Raw genomic sequence first — 19,540 nt, 5'->3', positions numbered from 1 at the left:
GAAGTCGTGACGTCTCACACCCGATACGCGAGCATTTCGGGGGACGGACGGGGCCCGTCGGGGTGCACGCCGGGTTAGGCGCTGTGGCGGTTCCACTGCCCGGCGCCGACGCGGAGCGGCGCCCGCAGAGGCCGCTGGCTCTCGGCCCAGGCACTCGACGCCCGAGGCAGACGCCGGGCCGCGCTCTCGTCGCGCGCGGCGGCCTCGAGAGCCGCCAGCACGGCGGTGACCGCGGCCAGCTCTTCTGCAGAGGGGTTGCCGGATACGACCTGGATCGTAGGATCCTGCGGTCCGTCTGCCAGCGAATCGTTCACAGCGGGATGTTCCCGTGCTTCTTGGTCGGCTGAGAAGCCCGCTTGGTGCGCAGCGCCCGAAGCGCCTTGATCACTGCGGTGCGGGTCGACGACGGCTCGATGATGCCGTCGAGCTCGCCGCGCTCGGCCGCGAGGAACGGCGACGCCACGTTGTACGTGTAGTCGTTCGCGAGCTTCGTGCGCACGGCAGAGACGTCTTCGCCGGCCTCGGTCGCCCGCTTGATCTCGGAGCGGTAGAGGATGTTGACGGCGCCCTGACCGCCCATGACGGCGATCTCGGCGGTGGGCCAGGCGAGGTTGATGTCGGCGCCGAGCTGCTTCGAGCCCATGACGATGTACGCCCCGCCGTACGCCTTGCGCGTGATGACGGTGACGAGGGGCACGGTCGCCTCCGCGTAGGCGTAGAGGAGCTTGGCGCCGCGGCGGATGATGCCGGTCCACTCCTGGTCGGTGCCCGGCAGGAACCCGGGGGTGTCGACGAGGGTGAGGATCGGGATCGAGAATGCGTCGCAGAACCGCACGAAGCGGGCCGCCTTCTCACCGGCGTCGATGTTGAGCGTGCCGGCCATGACGTTCGGCTGGTTGGCGATGATGCCGACGGAGCGACCTTCGACGCGGCCCAGGCCGACGACGATGTTCGGTGCGAACAACGGCTGGACTTCGAGGAACTCGCCGTCGTCGACGACGTGCTCGATGACCGTGAGGATGTCGTACGGCTGGTTCGCCGAGTCGGGGATCAGGGTGTCGAGTGCGGCGTCGGCATCGGTCGTCTCCATTTCGGGAGCGACCTCGTAGACCGGGGGGTCGGTGAGGTTGTTGTCGGGCAGGAAGCCGAGCAACGTCGCCACGTAGTCGAGCGCGTCGTCTTCGTCGGCGGCGAGGTAGTGCGAGACACCCGAGATCGTGTTGTGCGTGAGGGCGCCGCCAAGCTCTTCGAAGCCGACGTCTTCTCCGGTGACGGTCTTGATCACGTCGGGGCCGGTGACGAACATCTGGCTGGTCTTGTCGACCATGACGACGAAGTCGGTGAGAGCGGGGGAGTACACGGCACCACCCGCGGCCGGGCCCATGATGATCGAGATCTGGGGGATCACGCCGGAGGCGGCCGTGTTGAGCTTGAAGATCTCGCCGTACTTGCCGAGAGCGACCACGCCCTCCTGGATGCGGGCTCCGCCGGAGTCGAGGATACCGATGATCGGCACGCCGGTCTTGAGGGCGAGCTCCATCACCTTGATGATCTTCTCGCCGGCGACCTCGCCGAGCGAGCCGCCGAAGGTCGTGAAGTCTTGGGAGTAGATCGCTACCTGACGGCCATTGATCGTGCCGGTGCCGGTGACGACCGAGTCGCCGTAGGGACGCTTGGCATCCATGCCGAAAGCCGTGGTGCGGTGCCGCACGAACTCGTCGAGCTCGACGAACGAGCCGGAGTCGAGGAGCCCGTCGATGCGCTCGCGGGCGGTCTTCTTACCGCGGGCGTGCTGCTTCTCGATCGCGGTCTCTTCGGGCGCCGTCACTGCCTCGTGGAAGCGCTTCTTGAGATCGGCGACCTTGCCGGCGGTGGTGGCGTGGTTGGTCTGCGGGGTCTCTGGGGTCACGGCGACAACTCTATCTTCCAGTCGCGACCGGGGCCGGAGCGCCGGGCCTGCACACCCGGAGCTCCCGGTGCATGCGCCCCGGAGCGTCCTCTTCCAGGTGGTGCTGAGAGGATTTGCCCTATGAGCGACTCTGAGCAGTTCCCGATCACGAGCGGGCTGGTATCCGAATTCGACTACCGCCAGACGACCGGGTCGACAAACGTCGACCTCGTCGAGGTGGCATCCGAGCGGGGTGACTTCGCGGTCGTCGCGTCGCTCGACCAGACCGCCGGGCGCGGCCGGCTCGATCGTCAGTGGTCGTCGCCGGCCGGCGAGTCGCTGGCCGCAAGCGTGCTGCTGCGCACCCGCACCGCGTCGGGCCATCCGCTTCCGATCGACTCGTGGGGGTGGTACCCGCTGATCGGTGGGGCTGCCCTGCGGCAGGCGGTCGCCGACCTGCTCCCCGAGGCTCACGTCACACTGAAGTGGCCGAACGACGTGCAGGTGTCGGGGCGCAAGATCTCCGGGATCCTGGCCGACCTCGTCACGGTCGACGGTGTGCCCGACTCGGTCGTGCTCGGCACCGGCATCAACCTGACTATTCCCGCCGACCGCCTGCCAACCCCGACGTCGACGTCGCTCGTCGTGGAGGGGGCAAACGGCAGCGCTCTGCACCTCGCCGACGCGGTGTTCGGTGCGTACCTGATCCACCTCCGGCGTCTCGTCGAGTTGCTCGCCGAAGGAGAGCCCGACGGCATCGAGGCAGTGCGGCAGGAGGTCACCGCGGCCTGCGACACTCTCGGGCGTCCCGTTCGGGTCGAACTACCCGACGGAATCCTTCTCGAGGGCGTCGCCGAGGGGCTCGACGGAGCGGGCCGCCTCGTCGTCCTCTCGAATGATTCTCACGATCCTCTGACCATCGCCGCCGGAGACGTGACCCACCTGCGGTATGAATGACGCATGACCTCCCCTGACCAGCGCCTGGCCGAGCCGTTCGGCGAGCCCGCGCGTGAAGAGGTCATCGCGAGGCTCCGCCCGCACGCTCGCGTGCTGTTCTGGCCGTCCCTCGCTCTCATCGTCGTGTCGGGGCTCGGCGGGTGGTTCAACGGTCGGCTGCCGGAGCGCTGGCAGAACGACGCCGTGCTGATCGCGGCGCTCGCGCTCATCCTGCTTCTGTTCGTCATCCCGCTGCTCGCCTGGCTCGGTCGGCACTACACGATCACGACGAGGCGCATCATCATCCGGCGCGGGCTCTTCGTGCGCACCCGCCAAGAGTTGATGCACACCCGCGGCTACGACCTCACCGTTCGCAAGAACAGCGCGCAGAGCCTGTTCGGATCGGGGGATGTGTTGATCAACTCGGGGCTCGACCGGCCCGTCGTGCTCTGGGACGTCCCCACGGCCGACCTCGTGCAGTCGACCCTGCACGATCTAATGGAAGAAAACATCTCGGCGGTGGCGAGGCTGCGGCAGCAAGAGCAGTCGCACGCGCCCGACGGATCGACCCTGTGGAACGGCGACGAGCGTCACGGCTGACTTCCGTTAGGGTCGTGCACGTGAAGATCTCAGTCATCGGTTGCGGTTATCTCGGGGCAGTCCACGCGGCCTGCATGGCCGAGCTCGGTCACGACGTCGTCGGCATCGACGTCGACGAACACAAAGTCGCCGAGCTCCAAGCCGGTCGGGCCCCGTTCTTCGAGCCGGGCCTTCCTGAAGTCCTCGGCCGGGCGCTCGCCTCCGGGCGCCTGCGGTTCACTACCGACATGTCGGCCGCGGCCGAGGCGACCGTCCACTTTGTCGCCGTCGGCACGCCTCAGACCAAGGGCAGCTACAACGCCGACCTCACCTACGTCAACGCCGCCGTCGACGGCCTGCTGCCGTTCCTTTCGGCGGGCGACCTGGTGGTCGGCAAATCGACGGTGCCGGTCGGAACGGCCGCTCGCCTCGCAGCCGTCGTCGAGAGTGCAGCCGTCGTCGAGAGTGCGGGGGCTTCTGAGGGCGAAGGATCCCGCGCGACTCTCGCCTGGAACCCCGAGTTCTTGCGCGAAGGCTTCGCCGTGCAAGACACCGTCGCCCCCGACCGCTTCGTCTACGGCGTGCCCGCGGGCGAGGCGGGCGAGAAGGCCACCGCAGTGCTCGACGAGGTCTACGCCACGGCGCTCGCCACCGGCACCCCGCGCATCGTCACCGACTACGCCACGGCCGAGCTGGTCAAGGTGTCGGCGAACGCGTTCCTCGCGACCAAGATCTCATTCATCAACGCCATGGCCGAGGTGGCCGAGGCCACCGGTGCCGACGTGACGCAACTCGCCGACGCGATCGGCCACGATGCCCGCATCGGGCGCAAGTTCTTGAACGCGGGGCTCGGCTTCGGCGGTGGCTGCCTGCCCAAAGACATCCGGGCCTTCCGCGCGCGCGGAGACGAGCTCGGTCTGCACGACACCCTGTCGTTCCTCGGCGAGGTCGATGCCATTAACCTGCGCCGTCGTGAACGCGTCGTGACGCTGACCCGCGAGCTCGTCGGCGACCTCGCCGGCGCCAGAATCGGCGTGCTCGGGCTCGCGTTCAAGCCGAACTCCGACGACGTGCGCGACTCGCCGGCCCTCGACGTGGTGAAGAAGCTCGTCGACGCCGGCGCCATCGTCACGGCGTACGACCCCGAGGCGAACGACACCGCCCTCCGCAGCCTGCCGACGCTGACGGTCGCCCCGACCGCCGCCGAGGCCATCGCCAGTGTCGACGCGGTGCTCGTGCTGACCGAATGGACCGAGTTCCGCGAGCTCGACCCGAGCGTCGTCGCCGCCGCAGTGGCCAAGAAGAACGTGGTCGACGGCCGCAACTGCCTCGACCCCGTCGCCTGGCGCGCGGCCGGCTTCGAGGTCCGCGGTCTGGGGCGCCCCTGATGGCGCTCCGCGTCGGAGTGATCGGCGGAGGCCAGCTGGCGCGCATGATGGTGCCACCGGCAGTCCACCTGGGCCTCGAGATCTCGGTTCTCGCCGAGACCGAGGGGTCGAGCGCCCGCCTTGCGGCGACGCAGGTCGGCGACTACCACGACGTCGAGACCGTGCTGGCCTTCGCTCGCGGTGTCGATGCGATCACGTTCGATCACGAGCACGTGCCGCAGACCGTTCTGCGCGCTCTCGTCGATGCCGGCGTCGAGGTCCATCCGTCGCCCGAAGCCCTTTTCGTCGCCCAAGACAAACTCGTCATGCGCGAGCGGCTGAGCGCCCTCGGTCTTCCCGTACCCGACTGGGCGCGACTCGAGACCGCTGCCGACCTCGATGCCTTCCTTGCTGAGCACGGCGGTCGCGTGGTCGTCAAGACGGCTCGCGGCGGCTACGACGGCAAGGGCGTCCGCGTCGTGTCGTCGTCGCAGGAGGTCGCCGACTGGTTCGACGGTCTCTCCGACCCCGCGACCGGCGGGGCACTCCTCGCCGAAGAGCTCGTCGATTTCCGCCGTGAGCTCGCGCAGTCGGTGGCGCGGCGTCCGAGCGGCGAGATCGTCGCCTGGCCCGTGGTCGAGTCGATCCAGCGCGACGGCGTCTGCGCCGAGGTGCTCGCGCCAGCACCCCGGTCGGCCGGTCGCATCGCCGACATCGCCGAAGACATCGCCCGGAAGGTCGCGACCGAGCTCGGAGTGACGGGCGTTCTCGCTGTCGAATTGTTCGAGACGAACGACGACCGGATCCTGATCAATGAGCTCGCGATGCGCCCGCACAACACCGGCCACTGGTCGATCGACGGGTCGACGACGAGCCAGTTCGAGCAGCACCTCCGAGCAGTGCTCGACCTGCCGCTCGGCGACACCGGCACCCACGCCGACTGGAGCGTCATGGTCAATGTGCTCGGCGGGCCGTCCGACGGCACGATGGCCGACCGCTTGCCAGCGCTGATGGCCGATCAGCCGGGCGCGAAGGTGCACGACTACGGCAAAGAGCCTCGGCCGGGCCGCAAGGTGGGGCACGTCACCGTACTAGGCGACGACCTCGACGATGTGGTGTATCGGGCACGTGCTGCAGCGGAGTTCTTCGCGGGCTGAGGCGTGATTTCGGCTAAACCCTCACGAACGGCGTAAACACCCCGCCTAGGGCGAGGGTGTGTGCCGGCCGTGCGGGTGTGTGCCGGTGGGGCGGGTCTGTGCCGATCGCAGGGGGGGTGTGCCGATCGCGAGGGTCTGTGTCGGTTGTGAAGTCTGTGCCGGCCGTGAGGGTCTGCGATCCTGGCTAGGCTCGTAGCGTGACCGACACCAGCTCTGCACCCACCGCCAACTCCGCCGCACCGCTCGTCGCCCTCGTCATGGGCTCCGACTCCGATTGGGCGACGATGAAGTCGGCGGCCGACATCCTGACCGAGTTCGGCATCGCGCACGAGGTCGAGGTCGTCTCCGCTCACCGCACGCCGGACAAGATGATCGCGTTCGGCAAAGCGGCGGCCGGCCGGGGCGTCCGCGTCATCATCGCCGGTGCCGGAGGGGCCGCGCACCTGCCCGGAATGCTCGCGTCGGTGACCACGCTGCCCGTGATCGGCGTGCCCGTCGCACTCGCGAAACTCGACGGACTCGACTCGCTGCTGTCGATCGTGCAGATGCCCGCCGGCATTCCGGTTGCCACCGTGTCGATCGGTGGGGCAGCGAACGCCGGGCTGCTGGCAGCACGGATCCTCGGGTCGTCCGACCCGGCCGTCTCAGCACGCCTCGCGGACTACGCGAGCAGTCTCGCCGAGCTCGTCGAGGAGAAGAACGCGAAGCTCAAGCTCTCGCTGTAGGCGACATGGACAGCGACAGCACTAGCGACAGCGGTACGCGGCAATCCCGCACACCTTCTACAGGTCGGCGTGCAGCTGCCAGACCTTCTCGGCCGAGTCGCGCCAGCTGAAGGCACGCGCACGGTCGAGCCCGGCCACTCCGAGCCGGGTGGCCAGCTCGAGGTCCTTGACCACCTGGAACATCGCCTGGGCGAGCCGCTCCGGGTAGCCCGCGGCGTCGTCGCGGGGCACTGTGATGCCGGCCCCCGCGGCGACCTCGACGAGCGCGGGGGCGTCGGAGTGCACCACGGGGGTACCGAAGCTGAAGGCCTCGATCACCGGCAGGCCAAAGCCCTCGGCGACCGACGGGAACACGAAGACGCTGGCGCGCTGCAAGAGCACCGACAGGGCTTCGTCAGAGACCCGACCGAGGATCCGCACGCGCCCCTCGGGCAGACCGAGCCGGGCAACCACGTCGTCGATGTGCACGTCGCCCCAGCCCTCGGGGCCGACGATCAACAGCGGCACATCGGGCGCGTCGGGGTGCGCCATCGCCTGGAGGAGAGGCTCGAGGCCCTTGCGGGGTTCGAGGGTGCCGACGCTGAGCACGTAGCGTTCGGGCAGGTCGAGCTCGTCGGCGATGCGGGCGGCGATCGCCTCGTCGGGGGCATCGAGTTCGGTCGAGACGGCGCCGCCGATCACCCGGATCCGGTCGCCGAAGGGGAAGATCTCGTTGAGCTCGGCGGCAACGGCGTGCGTCGGCACGACGACCGCGTCGGCGAACCGGTAGGCGCGCTTGGTCATCGCCCGATGCCAGCGGACGCCCTGGGCGGTGAGGGTCGACGGGTGGGTCCACGGCACGGTGTCGTGGATCGTCACGGCGGTCTGGGTCGCCGCGTCGAGCGAGCGGTCGTGCTTGTAGAGCGGGGTCATCAGGCTGGTGCCGTGCACCATGCCCCGGCCAGGAAGGCCGATCACGCCGGTCTGCCAGGCGACCGAGAGCTCGCGGCGGCCGAGCACAGAACGGTAGAGACCGGCCAGCCCGGGAAGCTTGTCTTCGAGGCGGTCGTACGCCTCCTGCGGGTGAGCGGCGACGACGCCCTCGACGTCGCAGCCCCGCGGGGCGACCTGGATCAGCTGGCGCGTGAGCTCTTCGGTGTAGCGGCCGATGCCGCCGGGAACCGGGGCGAGGATCTGATCGACCACGACGCGAAGTGTCAGCATGCTTCGATCACTCCTCCGCAGGTACGCGCAGTCGAAGCGCAGTCGGTCGGGAAGACAGTATCAGTGTCCGGGGTCACCGCCTGAGAGACCGCCCGGACGGCGAGGCAGCGGGCCGTCACCGGTTGAGAACGCCCCTCAGGAACCGCGACGCTCGCGGCGACTTCGCACCGATCCACAGCGCGAGACGTCGTCCGCGGGAGGGCCGGAGCGGGTAGCCGAGGATCCCGGAGGCGAGCCCCGCATCGACGAGCCACGTCCAGCGCAGCCGGAGGTGCGCGGGGTCGATCTCGCGCTCCGCCACCTCGATCACGGCTCGAGCGGCCGCCTCGTTGTCGTCGATCACGATCCACCGGTCGGCGAATCGTTGCGCGATGCGCTCGACCGCTTCGATGCGGTGGTAGTCGACCCGCTGCGACCAGGTGCTGTTCCGGGCCGGGCCGTCATCGATCAGGATCCAGCGGGGCGCGAGTTCATTGAGCCGTACGAGGCGCGCCAGATCGTAGATCGGGCCGAGCGCCAGGGCGACGTCGTACAGCGAGTCGACGCGGCTCTGCGCCGTGATGAGGGCGGACGGCACGAGCTCCCGCGCCTGCGCCAGCACCTCTTTCGGCGTGATGAGCGTCACGACGACCCCGCGCCCGAGGCGGTGCACGAAGTCTTCGATGTCGCGGAGAACGGCGTCGGTGCTCTCCTGCACGAGGTCGATGGCCAACCGGATCACGTCGTCGCCGCGGTCGAATGCGTCGGCGAAGGTGTCGACGGGGTCGCGACCGCGCTGGTAGAAGTAGCCGAGCGCGCCGACGTAGAAGGGGTAGCGCTCGATGAGCAGCTTCTCGTGCCCGAACCGCAGGCGCGGTCCGCGGTCGCCCGAAAAGCTCGTCGATCCCGTGTGGAACACGAGGGCACGATTGGCGAGAACCGAGGCGTAACCGCGCTGGTTCACGCGGAGGCAGAAGTCGTTCTCCTCGCCGTAGCCGGGTGCGAAGGCCTCGTCGAAGAGACCGTACCGGTCGATCAGGTCGCGGCGGATGAGGAAGCAGAAGCCCATCGCGACCGGAGCGATCGTGTAGCGGGGGAGCAGGTCGACGACCGCGGCGTGCACCCGAGCCGAGTGGTCGATCGTGCGGGGCTGGCGCGGCAACCGTCGGCGGTCGGGGATCGAGGCCAGCGTGGCGTTGTTGCTCCGGGCGGTGATCACACCGTGGGAGGGCGAGAGGGCGAGCACCTCGGCCATCTCGTCGAGGAATCCCGCCGTGACGATCGTGTCGCTGTTGAGCAGCAGCACGTCGTTGCCGGTGGTGTCGTACTCGAGCACGACGCGGTTGCAGTTGCCGACGAAGCCGAGGTTCACGTCGTTGCTGAGGTAGGTCACTTCGGGGTGGCTCTTGATCAGCCGGAGCACCAGCGCTTCGACCTCCTCGTGCCGCGGCCCGCGGTCGTTGCTCAGGATGATGCGGTCGAAGTCGAGATCGACGTGGTCGAGCACTGACTCGACGCACTGCTGGATCCCCTTGAGATCGTCGTACAGCGGCACGACTACGGTGACCGGCCTGCGTGTTCCCCCCACGGCGCTCATCGCCCGGTGATCCTTCGAGCGACGACCCGCGGACTCCGAAGGACCCGCCCGATCAGGCCGCTCCGCGTAACCAGACGGTGCTTGACGAGGCCGGCGAAAGCACGGGCCGACGTGCCGCCGATCGACGAGTAGGCGGCGGGGAGCTCGAACCAGTAGCGGGCGATAGCGGGAAGCCGGTAGGCGGGTGCCCCGACGAGCGATTCGAGGCGGTCGATGGCGGCGTCGAGGCCGGTGTCGCCGGATCCTACGTGCTCGATGCTCTGACGCGCCGCCTCACCGTGCGCTCGGATCGACTCCGGCGTCGTGACGTAGCTCTCGAGGGCGTCCGCGAGCCCCGTGGTCGACTCGAGGTCGAACAGCTGGCCGTTGACGCCCGGCTGGATCAGCTCGGCGCTGCCGCCGGTGTTCGAGGCGACGACGGGCTTGCCGAGGGTCAGGTATTCGAGGGTGGTGCGACCGAACGCCTCGATGGTGGAGGCGGTGAGGCACACGTCGGCCCGGGCCACGAAGGCGAAGGGGTTGTCCTGTTCACCGGCGAAAACGATGCGGTCGTCGACACCGAGCGCACGGGCGCGGTCGCGGAGCTCGAGGTCGTAGCCGGGGTGCTTCCACGACCCGACCAAGCAGAGCGACGCCGACACGCCGCGGCGCGCCAGCTCGCCGAGAGCGTCGATGGCCCGGAACTGACCCTTGCTCTCTTCGACGCGACCAACGAGAACGAGGCGGAGACCCGGATCCTTCTGGGGGAACGGCTCCACCGCCGGCGTCTCGCCCGCGAGAGCGGTGAGCTTTTCGGCGTCGACGCTCGGATAGACGACAGAAAGAAGCGCAGGATCCATGTGGCCGGCCAGGTGCGCCTCGACGGCTCGCGAGTTCGTGAACACCGCCTCCGACAGCAGCCCGATGTCGCTGAGAGTGGCGTCGCGCCCCTCCTGAAACTGCAGACCGTGGTCGAGATCGCCGTACTCGCGCACGAACCAGGCGTGGGGGATGCCGAGGGTCTTCGCCGCGAAGGCGGCCCAGGGCGCGACGATCGTGTTCGTGACGACGAGGTCGGGCTTGGCCTTCTCCATCTCGCGGATCATCGCGGTGACGGCTGCGTAGTCGGCGGTCGCGAACGATGCGACCTCGGCAGCGGGCGCCGGCTGATCGCTCGGCAGAGCCCAACCCCGGAATCGGTAGGCGGTGAAGGGGAGGTTCTTGGCTCGCAGAGCCTTGATGAACTGACCCTCGGGCGCCTTCGTCAGAAAGTGCGGTTCGAGATCGGGGCGACGTGACTGCCAGTGCTCGACGAGATGGAGGAGCGAGCGTTCGGCCCCGCCCAGGTTCACAGGCGCAGTGCTGTGATTGCTGAAGAAGACTCGCACTGCGTCAGGCTACTCGGTGTCTGTGCTTTATCATGAATCGGTAAGGACACAATGGCCCCCGGGTGAACTCGAAACCGCCAGGGGGTGAGATCCAAGGCTCGGCCGGATGTCGCGACGTCAAAGTCGCTACGGGGGGCAGTCTTGACAAGCTTCGACCTCAACGGGGTCGGCATCCGGAGCCACTAAGACCTATGACCTATTTGAACGACCTCATCTCGTCGCGCGAACTTCTCGTCAACCTGACGGCGCGTGAGGTAAAGGGTAAATATCGGCGCACTGTCTTCGGGCAGCTGTGGTCGTTGATCAACCCCCTGGCGACGATGGTGATCTACACGATCGTCTACTCCTTCATCTTCAAGGCCCGAATCGAAGTCGGTAACCCGAGCGGCCTCAACGTCTACCCGTTGTGGCTCATGTGCGGTCTGCTGCCCTGGATGTTCTTCCGCCACGTTCTTAACGCGGGGATGACCTCGATCGTCTCGAACGGCTCGCTGATCAAGAAGGTCTACTTTCCCCGGATGAACCTGCCGCTCGCCGCGGTGGGCTCCTTCGGCTTCACGTTCCTCATCGAGATGGGCGTGCTTCTCATCGCGCTCGCGGCGTTCGGCTCGTTCATCTGGCCCTGGTTGCCGCTCGTGGCCGTCTCGATCGTGCTTCTCGCTATGTTCGCCACCGGTCTCGGCCTCATGCTGGCCATCGTCAACGTTCACTTCCGCGACATGCAGCACCTCGTCAGCATCGCGCTGCAGATGTGGATGTATCTGACGCCCATCATCTATCCGCTGACCCTGGTCGAAGAGGCCGCCCAGAAGGTCAACAAGCCGTGGATTCTCGACCTCTACAAGGTCAACCCCATGGAGCGGTTCACCACGGTGTTCCGCAACTTCCTGTACGACAACACCTGGCCTGACTGGACAGACATGCTCTATATCGTGGTGGCCGCTTTCGCGTCGCTCGCTCTTGGTTACTTCATCTTCTCGCGCAACGAGAAGCGTCTGGCGGAAATGCTGTGAGCGACGCTGCTGTCACCGTCGAGCATGTGTCGAAGAAGTTCCGGATGTATCAGGAGCGCAACGACTCTCTGAAGAGCGCGGTGATGAATCGGAAGAAGTCGGTGCACGAAGACTTCTGGGCGCTCAAAGACGTCTCGTTCGAGGTGCCCCACGGTCAGACCTTCGGCCTGATCGGCAAGAACGGGTCGGGCAAGTCGACCCTCCTCAAGTGCCTCGCCAAGATCCTCTGGCCCGAGTCGGGCGAGATCACCGCCCGCGGCAAGCAGGCGTCGCTGCTCGAAGTCGGCTCGGGATTCCACCCGGAGCTCACGGGCCGCGAGAACGTCTTCTTGAACGGCTCCATCCTCGGCATGTCGCGCAAAGAGGTCACGCGCAAGTTCGACGACATCGTCTCGTTCTCGGGCGTCGGGCACTTCATCGACCAGCCCGTCAAGAACTATTCGTCGGGCATGTATGTGCGCCTGGGCTTCTCCGTCGCCATTGCAGTGACACCCGACATCCTCGTCGTCGACGAGGTCCTGTCGGTCGGAGACGCGACGTTCCAGAAGCGCTGCCGAGACAAGTTCGCCGAGATGAAGGCCGATGGCCGCACGGTCATCCTCGTTTCGCACTCGATGGGCACCGTTCGCGACATGTGCGATCAGGTGGCGTGGCTCGACCGGGGAGAACTCCAGGTCGTAGGGCCCGCCAAGCGCGTCATCGACGCCTACACCTCGACCGTTTGACCCGGGGAGGGCTTCGTGCTCGCTCCCGGACGCTAAGGAGATTCGTGTGACCGAGTCGAAGAATTCCGGAGAGCCGACGCTCGCCCTGGTCGTTGCTGTCGGGGGACCGGACGAAGACGTCTCTGCGTTCCTGGCCTCTCTCGTCGACTCGGATGTGGCGGCCGGCGAGACCGAGCTCGTCTTCGTCGGAACCACGTCGGCCGACTCCACCTGGCCGATCGTCGAGGAGTGGGCTCGCACGCGACGCACACCGGTCGGGCTCTATCGCGTCGACTCCGAGTCGGCCAGCGAGGCTCGCAACCTGGGCCTGGAGCGAACGACGGCGACATGGGTCTCGTTCCCGTCTCCCCGCGACGTGCTGGGCGAGGGCTACCTGGCTGCCGTCCACAAATTCGTCACCGTTCACGACGACCCGTCGCTCGGCTTGGTCACGGCGCACGTGCTCGAGAACGTCGACGGCACGGTCGTCGACAGCCACCCGTCCCGCGCTCGCTACGAGCGAGGCTCGCGAGTAGCCGACCTGCGGTGGGAGCCGGTGGTGAACATGTCGGTCACGGCCGCGTTCTTCCGCCGAGCCGCGCTGGTCAGTGGCGGCAACGCCTTCGACACGCGCGTGGGCGACTCGTTCGTCGAAGCCGAGTTCGCCGCGCGGTTCCTGGCAACCCACGGCTTCCGTCGAGTCGGGCTCATGGCCTCGGCCAAGTACATCGCCCGGCAGTTCACCGACGCGTCATCGCTGATCCAGAATCGCTATGCCGAGCGCAGGGCGTACACAGACACGCTGCGGTACGGGCACCTGGCACTCCTCACCGATTTCGACGCCGTGACCGAGCGGTGGCTCGAAAACGTCGTGCTTCACGATCTCGCGGGCTACTTTCGGCGAGAGCGTTTCATCCGATCACCCACGGCGCAGGCGTCGCCCGCCGATTTCGACGAGTTCCATGCACTCGCCGGGGAGATCCTGCGTCGCCTCGGCGACGACGCCATCCGCTCCTACTCGCTGGAACGCCTCGACGTCAGCGTTCGCCAGGCTCTCCGTAGCGGGTATGCCGACGAACCGCTGAAGCCCGACGTGGCTGTCCTGGGCCGTGTCGACGAGATCCTCCAGCTGGTCGAGCTCTCGTGGTGGTTCACGGGTGAGATGCCGGACGAGGCGTTCCTCGTGGATGGCGAGCAGGCACAACCGGTCTTCGAGACGATTCAAGACTTCGAGTTCTTCGGCCGCACGCTCGTCCGATCTCGACGCGTCTGGCTTCCGCGAGGCCAAGCCACTCGCGTGTTCCTCGATGGCAGACCCGTCCCCGTCGGACGCAGTCGAAACCTCGTGCCGGGTGAGATCCTCACCAGCGCCAGCATCGAGCCCCAGATCCTCGCTCAGCGGCGTCGCCTGGTCGACCCTCTCGCCATCTCGGAACGCGCGGCGCCCCACCTCAAGCGGGTCGTGAAAGAGCGAGTCAGCGGCGCACGGGACTGGGTCACCTCGCGTCAGCCGAAGGCCGCGGCCGTCTCGCTCGCGATCCGCTCCCGACGTTCTCGAGAGCGGTTCGCGCACGCCTGGGTTTTCATGGACCGAGACACGGATGCGAACGACAACGGCGAACACATGTACCGCCATGTGTGGAAGAACCACCCCGAGGTCAACTCGTGGTTCGTCCTCAGGCGCGACTCCAAGGACTGGGCACGGCTCGAGGCCGAGGGATTCCGGCTCGTGGACTACGGATCGTTCGAGTGGCGTCTGCTCATCCTGCAGGCCGATCACCTCGCGTCGTCGCACATCGCCGACTACGTCGTGAAGCCGTTACCGCAGTCGGTCTTCGGTGCCCCCCGCTTCTACTTCACCTTTCTCCAGCACGGAGTCATCAACTACGACCTCTCTCGCTGGCTGAACTCCAAGAGGCCCGACCTGTTCGTGGTGTCGACCCCGCAGGAGAAGGCGGCGATCGGGGGCCACGGCCCGTATTTCTTCACCCAGAAAGAGGTGGTCCTCACCGGACTGCCTCGCTTCGACTCGCTTCTGCGGAAGCGCGCCTCACTGTCGGACGACGAGAGGGATCTCATCGTCATCATGCCGACGTGGCGGCAGTATCTCGTCGGCCCGCCCATCCCCGGTTCGGGCCGCTGGGCGCGCAACCCCGACTTCGCCGCGAGCACGTTCGCGAAGAAGTACACCGAGCTGCTGACGTCGAAAAGGATCCGCGACCTCGCCGCTCGCACCGGCAAGAAGATCGCTTTCATGCCGCATCCGCTCCTCGGCGAATATCTCGACGAGTTCGTGCTTCCGAGCGACGTCGTCGTGCTCGACTTCGCCGTCGACGGAGTTCAGGATGTTCTAGCGCGAGCGGCGGCGTTCGTCACCGACTACTCATCACTCGGCTTCGAGGCGGGTCTTCTCGACATCCCCCTGGTCTACTTCCACTTCGACTTCTCGCAGTTCTTCAGCGGGTCGCACAGTGGGCGCCAGGGGTACTTCAACTACGAGCGGGACGGCTTCGGCCCCGTGGTCGAGACGGTCGACGGCATGTATTCGGCCCTGTCTGGCATCGCCGATCGGCAGTACCGATCGGAAGACACCTACGTCGCGCGCACTGCTGCGACCTTCCCCGTGCGCGACGGGCAGTCCGCGGAGCGCGTCCTCGGAGCGATGAAGGCTCTCGAGGGAAGCCCGCGCATCGTCGAGCCCACTGTCTGAGAAGACGATCTGGCCGGCGCCGGTCGAGCGACGTGACTCCGTCGCATCGACCGGCAGCCGGCGGATGATTCGAGCCTGACTACTGGGCCAGGGTCGCCGAGGGCTTGTGCTCGGGCTCGGCGGCGCCTGTCTTGTCTTCGAGCACGATCCGGTCGAGATCGGCCATGAAGTCGGTGAAGAACGGCCGTCCGAAGTGCCACGGAGTTCGGCCGTAGGGGTGCTCCGCGTCGCCGTAGTACGACTTGTCTCTGTTGTCGATCGTCAGAGGCGCGAATTTCTCCTGGATGTAGCTGTACAGCTCGTCGTACTTGCCGTTCTCCTGGAGTAGGCGGCGGTACACGTTGTCACGAGACGTGTCACCGTGCGACTTGATGAAGTTGAGGTCGACGCCGCCCTCGCGGTAGTACGAGGTGTAGTGGAACGCATGCATGACAATGCGCGTGTGCGGAAGATGCTCGTTCGTCCATGCGAAGAAGGCGTCGAGTGCATCCTTCAAAATCTGCATGTACGCCTCGGTGTCACCCATCATGTGCAGGGTCGTGAAACCCTTGCCGGCTGTGAAGTAATCCGTCTTGCGGAAGCCGTTCGAATTGTTGGTGATGTACGAGTCGAGAAGCTGCGCGATTCCGTAACGAACGTCGGCGTAGAGATCGAAGACGAGGTAGTCGGGCTTCAGAGCCTCGATTTCAGCCCGGTCCGTCTTTTCGAGGTCACGAGTCATCGTGCTGGTGTTGTTCTCGTTCATTCTCGCGCTCGGCACAATCGCCCGTGCCATTGCGGGGACGACGGGAGCGGACATGAAGCTGACGAGACTGGTCTGCCACGAAAGGGCTCCCACCTCGTAGGAGTCCTTGTAATCCGGGTTGTTGCGGGTGATGAAAGCTTCGCGCGTTACGCACGAGCCGATTATTGCGAGTGTGGTCTTGGTCACTTCGGGCCTTTCGTCTTTACAGCTCTGTTCAATCCTGCTCGGAAGAGTCGTCTTCCGGATCCTCTGTCATGTGCCAGTAGCTCGACTTTTCGACGGTCGAGGCGTCCGGCTTGTAGAACGGTTTCGAGAGCGAAAGGTGCGCTCGCTCCCACGCCACGTTGCGGCGGATCACTTTCGCCGGCGTTCCCACGGCAACACAGTTGTTGGGGAGCGCGCGAGTCACTAGCGAGCCGTATCCGATGACGGTGCCGTCACCGATGGAGGCACCTCCGAGCACCGCGGCTCCCATCCCCAGCCAGACGTGGTTGCCGATGGAGATCGATCGAGACACGTTGACACGATCACCGGTCTCGACGTCGAAAATCGCGTGGCCGTCGTCGGCTCGAATCTGATTCTGGCTGGCGAGCATGACGTCGTTGCCGATCGTCACGCTCGTGCCCTCGGTCGCGCTGATCACGCAGGTGTTGGTCGATGAGACGTTGTCACCGATGGTGACCGTCGAATCCTGTCCGATGCGGATCGTTGCATTGAGGGGAGGCGCACCCTGGCCCGCTCCGATGGTGAGCGACCCGTTGTCGCAGTCCATATCGACGACGAAGCGGCCCAGTCGGGCCGTCGAGTCGATGGCGATTCGATTGTTCTCTCCGCGAATCGTGATTTTGACTTCGCGCGCGTGCTCGCCGGTGTACTCGATCCGATTGCCGCGGTCGTCTTCGAACGCTTTGAGTTCCCGAATGATCACGGTTCGAGCCTACCTATCTCTCCGCACATTGCGGCATCGCCACCGACGGTGTCACCGAGGGCCGCGCTGGTCGAGCTCGAGCATCCGGTCGACAACACGGCCCGCGTTGCTGCCGTCTCGGAGGACCAGCTGGGTGGTCATCCGGGTCTCGTACAGGGGCGAAGGGCTACCTGATTCGCTGTCGAGCGAGGTCGCGGCATCCACGACCTGGCCGACCGTCGTCGCGACCGGTCCGAAGCCGTCGTCGAGATACGAGAAGTAGCCGCGACGGGCGTGGCTGCCGTCGAAGAAGGCGTCAGCGTCGAAATGGAAGTAGATCATCGGAATGGAGAGGAGGGCTGCGTCGAAAGCGAGAGACGAGTAGTCGGTCACGAACACGGCTGTCCGAGCCAGGACGTCTTGGATGTCGCTCGTCGCATAGTCGAGGACCGTCACGTTAGGGCCGAGGCCGAACGACTCGAGATACGGCCGGATGTTGGGATGAGGCATGAACGCGAGTTCGAGCCCCCGGCTTCGGAGCTCGCTCGTGAGGCGGGGGTCGCCGAGGAGCTCGGCATAGTGCGTGGCGTAGCTGCTCGACGAGAAGTCCTCCAATCGAGAACGCTCGTTCGAGCCGGCGCGCTGCTCGCCGAGGAGGTCTTTGCGCCATGTCGGAGCGACGAGAAAGAGACGTCGGTCGTTGGGCGGGACGGCACTTCTCTTGGCCAGAAGAGCGTCGTGTCGAGGCAACCCCGTCAGACGCACCTCGCGCGAGGAGAACCGGTATGGGCCGTGGCCGGCGATCGCCGCGTGCTCGGCGGGAGTGGTCACCACGAAGAGATCGGGTTTCTTCGTGTTCAGCCAGCGCGACATGTCGTAGTTGATCACGCCGTGCTGGAGGAACGTGAAGCGGTAGTGCGGGCGCCCGTACCGTCGTTCGTCGAGGGGATCGACGACATAGCTGTCGATGTGGGACGACGCGAGGTGATCAGCCCGCAGCAGCAGGATTCGCCAGTCGTTTGACTGGTACTCCACGAGGCGGAAGCCCTCGGCGGCCAGTCGAGACCAATCCCGTGAATCGCGCCTCAAGACGAACCAGGCGTTGATCTCGGGGTGCTCTTGGCGAACGTACCGGTACAGATGCTCCGCATTGTCACCCGCGTCGGTATCCCTGTCCATGAAGACCCACGCGTGGTCGAACAGTGCTCGTCGTTTCGACGAACGAGCCTCGAGTGCCAACCGGTGGTCCTGGATCGACGCTCGCGAAAGCGTCTGGCGAACCGATCGCGCGACCCCACGAACAGTCGACGACAGGTGCCTTGAGATCGTCGTCTCCAGGTCGACAAACGGTTCCACGCCGACGGGTCGCTGCCGAAGGATGGCGGGTCGGAGCCGGGCTTCGGTGAGGACGGACTCGGGGGCGAGATCGTCGTCGGCCTGGAAGTCGAGAAAGCGTCCGGCGACGGCGAGCCGGAGCCCGCCGCCCCGGGCGACCCAGAGCACCCGCTTGCGCAGCAGCACGCGGCCGTAGAACGTGAAGTCCTGCACCGTCTCGTGCTCAGCGACTATCTCTGCTCCGTCGGCGGAGATCCGCTCGTGCGGGAGCTCTCCGACGAACCAATAGCTGAGACAGATCAGCTGCTTCGTCTCGTCGACGGGGCCGAAGAGGACGTGGTGGGGATGCTCGAGCCAGCCCGTGTAGCCGGCCAGGAGCGCCCGCCGATAGAGGTCGTCGACGCCCATCACGGCGAAGGAGGCGATGGACTCCGCGCTGACGCGCCGCACGATCTCTCGCATCAGCCCGTGGAATTCGTCGAACACCTCCGGGGGAGCGGCGGCGCTCCGGGAGGAAATGTCTTGCTCGTTACGGAAATACCAGAAGAGGTCGTAGAGAACCATGTTCTCCAGCCACCGGGGAATCGGACCCTGCTCCGCCGCCTCGGTCAGGAGTTCCAGGTGACCGTGCCGCAGGACGCTCGTGTACTTCTCCGGCTTGTCGAAGTGCGTCTGCATGAGCGAAGTGCCGTCGTTGCGGGTGCGGTAGTGGTATTTCGCCGATGCCGCGAGGCCCACCTTGGGCGACGTCGACGCCAGGAGGTACCTCGCGACGAAGTGCGCGTCCTCGAAGACCGGTTTGATGCGGAGATCGAACGCAATGCCGTTCTCGTCGAGAACGTGTCGGAGAAAGAAGGCGGAGTTGACGCTCATCTGGACGAGGGGTTCGCGCCGGATGTCGACCACTCGCGAGCCACGGCTGAATTTCAAGCGGAGGCTGTGGTTGTCGGTGAGCCGGCCGGCGTCGTCCATTCGCAACTGGTGGGCGACGACCAGAGCGAGGTCACCGTCATCGTGCGCGGCGAGCATCTTCGCTATCTCGGCGATATAGGTGTCGCCCAATTCGTCGTCCGCGTCGACGAAGGTGACCCAGCGACCGGTCGCGACCGCGAGGCCCGCATTACGGGCGGCCGACACCCACGCATTCTCCTGCTCGACCACGATGCGAGATCCGCCTGGCCTCTCGGCCCACCGCGTCACGATCGCCAGGCTGTCGTCGGTCGAGCCGTCGTCGACGAAGACGACCTGCACGGAGGCGATGTCCACGGTCTGCCGTGAGAGCGACGAGAGCAGACGAGGAAGGTATCTCGCGACGTTGTAGACCGGGA

Annotated in this window: 16 protein-coding genes; 8 read left to right on the top strand and 8 right to left on the bottom strand. The window is 66.4% G+C overall.

The window, feature by feature from the left end; all coding sequences use genetic code 11:
* Positions 1-74 precede the first annotated feature (74 nt).
* Both ASF54_RS04980 and ASF54_RS04975 read right to left on the bottom strand, forming a co-directional pair.
* A complete protein-coding gene (locus tag ASF54_RS04980) occupies positions 75-314 on the bottom strand; it encodes an acyl-CoA carboxylase epsilon subunit (protein WP_055959454.1) in 240 nt (79 codons plus the stop codon).
* The gene (locus ASF54_RS04975; protein ID WP_055959452.1) at positions 311-1,909 is read right to left on the bottom strand and encodes an acyl-CoA carboxylase subunit beta; all 1,599 of its coding nucleotides are present in this window, start codon (positions 1,907-1,909) and stop codon (positions 311-313) included. Before ASF54_RS04975 ends, ASF54_RS04980 begins: the two co-directional genes overlap by 4 nt.
* A 120-nt stretch (positions 1,910-2,029) precedes the next feature.
* On the opposite strand from ASF54_RS04975, the gene ASF54_RS04970 reads away from it, so the two are divergent.
* The 5 genes from ASF54_RS04970 (at position 2,030) to purE (ending at position 6,652) form a co-directional block, all read left to right on the top strand.
* Positions 2,030-2,845, top strand: a complete 816-nt coding sequence (locus tag ASF54_RS04970) for a biotin--[acetyl-CoA-carboxylase] ligase (protein WP_055959450.1) — start codon at positions 2,030-2,032, stop codon at positions 2,843-2,845.
* Positions 2,846-2,848: 3 nt separating this feature from the next.
* Positions 2,849-3,424: a PH domain-containing protein gene (locus ASF54_RS04965; RefSeq protein WP_233573017.1), complete on the top strand. Its 576-nt coding sequence runs from the start codon at positions 2,849-2,851 to the stop codon at positions 3,422-3,424.
* 20 nt (positions 3,425-3,444) lie between these two features.
* On the top strand, positions 3,445-4,791 hold the full coding sequence (locus tag ASF54_RS04960; protein ID WP_055962093.1) for a UDP-glucose dehydrogenase family protein: 1,347 nt from the start codon (positions 3,445-3,447) through the stop codon (positions 4,789-4,791).
* Entirely contained in the window at positions 4,791-5,927 is a 1,137-nt protein-coding gene (locus ASF54_RS04955; protein WP_055959448.1) for a 5-(carboxyamino)imidazole ribonucleotide synthase, read from the top strand. The genes ASF54_RS04960 and ASF54_RS04955 overlap by 1 nt, the downstream gene beginning before the upstream one ends.
* A 257-nt stretch (positions 5,928-6,184) precedes the next feature.
* On the top strand, positions 6,185-6,652 hold the full coding sequence (purE, locus tag ASF54_RS04950; protein WP_055962092.1) for a 5-(carboxyamino)imidazole ribonucleotide mutase: 468 nt from the start codon (positions 6,185-6,187) through the stop codon (positions 6,650-6,652).
* Between the two features lie 57 nt (positions 6,653-6,709).
* Here the strand turns inward: purE and ASF54_RS04945 are convergent, their stop codons facing one another.
* From ASF54_RS04945 to ASF54_RS04935, 3 genes are all read right to left on the bottom strand, one after another.
* Positions 6,710-7,855, bottom strand: a complete 1,146-nt coding sequence (locus ASF54_RS04945) for a glycosyltransferase family 4 protein (RefSeq protein WP_055959446.1) — start codon at positions 7,853-7,855, stop codon at positions 6,710-6,712.
* Between the two features lie 115 nt (positions 7,856-7,970).
* On the bottom strand, positions 7,971-9,431 hold the full coding sequence (locus tag ASF54_RS04940) for a glycosyltransferase family 2 protein (RefSeq protein WP_055959444.1): 1,461 nt from the start codon (positions 9,429-9,431) through the stop codon (positions 7,971-7,973).
* A complete protein-coding gene (locus ASF54_RS04935; protein WP_055959442.1) occupies positions 9,428-10,798 on the bottom strand; it encodes a glycosyltransferase in 1,371 nt (456 codons plus the stop codon). Before ASF54_RS04935 ends, ASF54_RS04940 begins: the two co-directional genes overlap by 4 nt.
* 191 nt (positions 10,799-10,989) lie before the next feature.
* Between ASF54_RS04935 and ASF54_RS04930 the strand changes: the two genes are divergently transcribed.
* Genes ASF54_RS04930 through ASF54_RS04920 form a run of 3 tightly spaced genes read left to right on the top strand, consistent with a single transcriptional unit; the run spans position 10,990 to position 15,225 of the window.
* Entirely contained in the window at positions 10,990-11,811 is an 822-nt protein-coding gene (locus ASF54_RS04930) for an ABC transporter permease (protein ID WP_055959440.1), read from the top strand.
* Complete coding sequence (locus tag ASF54_RS04925; protein WP_194603219.1) at positions 11,808-12,536, top strand: ABC transporter ATP-binding protein; 729 nt, start codon at positions 11,808-11,810, stop codon at positions 12,534-12,536. Before ASF54_RS04930 ends, ASF54_RS04925 begins: the two co-directional genes overlap by 4 nt.
* Before the next feature lie 46 nt (positions 12,537-12,582).
* Positions 12,583-15,225, top strand: a complete 2,643-nt coding sequence (locus ASF54_RS04920; RefSeq protein WP_055959438.1) for a CDP-glycerol glycerophosphotransferase family protein — start codon at positions 12,583-12,585, stop codon at positions 15,223-15,225.
* A 79-nt stretch (positions 15,226-15,304) separates the two neighbouring features.
* Here ASF54_RS04920 and ASF54_RS04915 read toward each other — a convergent pair whose 3' ends face one another.
* The 3 genes from ASF54_RS04915 to ASF54_RS04905 form a co-directional block, all read right to left on the bottom strand.
* Complete coding sequence (locus ASF54_RS04915; RefSeq protein ID WP_055959436.1) at positions 15,305-16,156, bottom strand: DUF6270 domain-containing protein; 852 nt, start codon at positions 16,154-16,156, stop codon at positions 15,305-15,307.
* 28 nt (positions 16,157-16,184) lie between these two features.
* The gene (locus ASF54_RS04910; protein ID WP_055959434.1) at positions 16,185-16,898 is read right to left on the bottom strand and encodes an acyltransferase; all 714 of its coding nucleotides are present in this window, start codon (positions 16,896-16,898) and stop codon (positions 16,185-16,187) included.
* 51 nt (positions 16,899-16,949) lie between these two features.
* Positions 16,950-19,540: bifunctional glycosyltransferase/CDP-glycerol:glycerophosphate glycerophosphotransferase (locus tag ASF54_RS04905; protein ID WP_084815951.1), on the bottom strand; the 2,591-nt coding region annotated here is incomplete at its 5' end.

The organism is Frondihabitans sp. Leaf304, from assembly GCF_001423105.1.
Classification (GTDB): domain Bacteria; phylum Actinomycetota; class Actinomycetes; order Actinomycetales; family Microbacteriaceae; genus Frondihabitans.
This window is presented reverse-complemented; position numbering and strand designations above follow the sequence as displayed.

Excerpts from the sequence above, each read along its gene's own strand:
- ASF54_RS04970 (WP_055959450.1), top strand. The coding sequence starts at position 2,030 with ATGAGCGACTCTGAGCAGTTCCCGATCACGAGCGGGCTGGTATCCGAA.
- ASF54_RS04965 (WP_233573017.1), top strand. The coding sequence starts at position 2,849 with ATGACCTCCCCTGACCAGCGCCTGGCCGAGCCGTTCGGCGAGCCCGCG.
- ASF54_RS04955 (WP_055959448.1), top strand. The coding sequence starts at position 4,791 with ATGGCGCTCCGCGTCGGAGTGATCGGCGGAGGCCAGCTGGCGCGCATG.
- purE (WP_055962092.1), top strand. The coding sequence starts at position 6,185 with ATGGGCTCCGACTCCGATTGGGCGACGATGAAGTCGGCGGCCGACATC.
- ASF54_RS04945 (WP_055959446.1), bottom strand. The coding sequence starts at position 7,855 with ATGCTGACACTTCGCGTCGTGGTCGATCAGATCCTCGCCCCGGTTCCC.
- ASF54_RS04940 (WP_055959444.1), bottom strand. The coding sequence starts at position 9,431 with ATGAGCGCCGTGGGGGGAACACGCAGGCCGGTCACCGTAGTCGTGCCG.
- ASF54_RS04930 (WP_055959440.1), top strand. The coding sequence starts at position 10,990 with ATGACCTATTTGAACGACCTCATCTCGTCGCGCGAACTTCTCGTCAAC.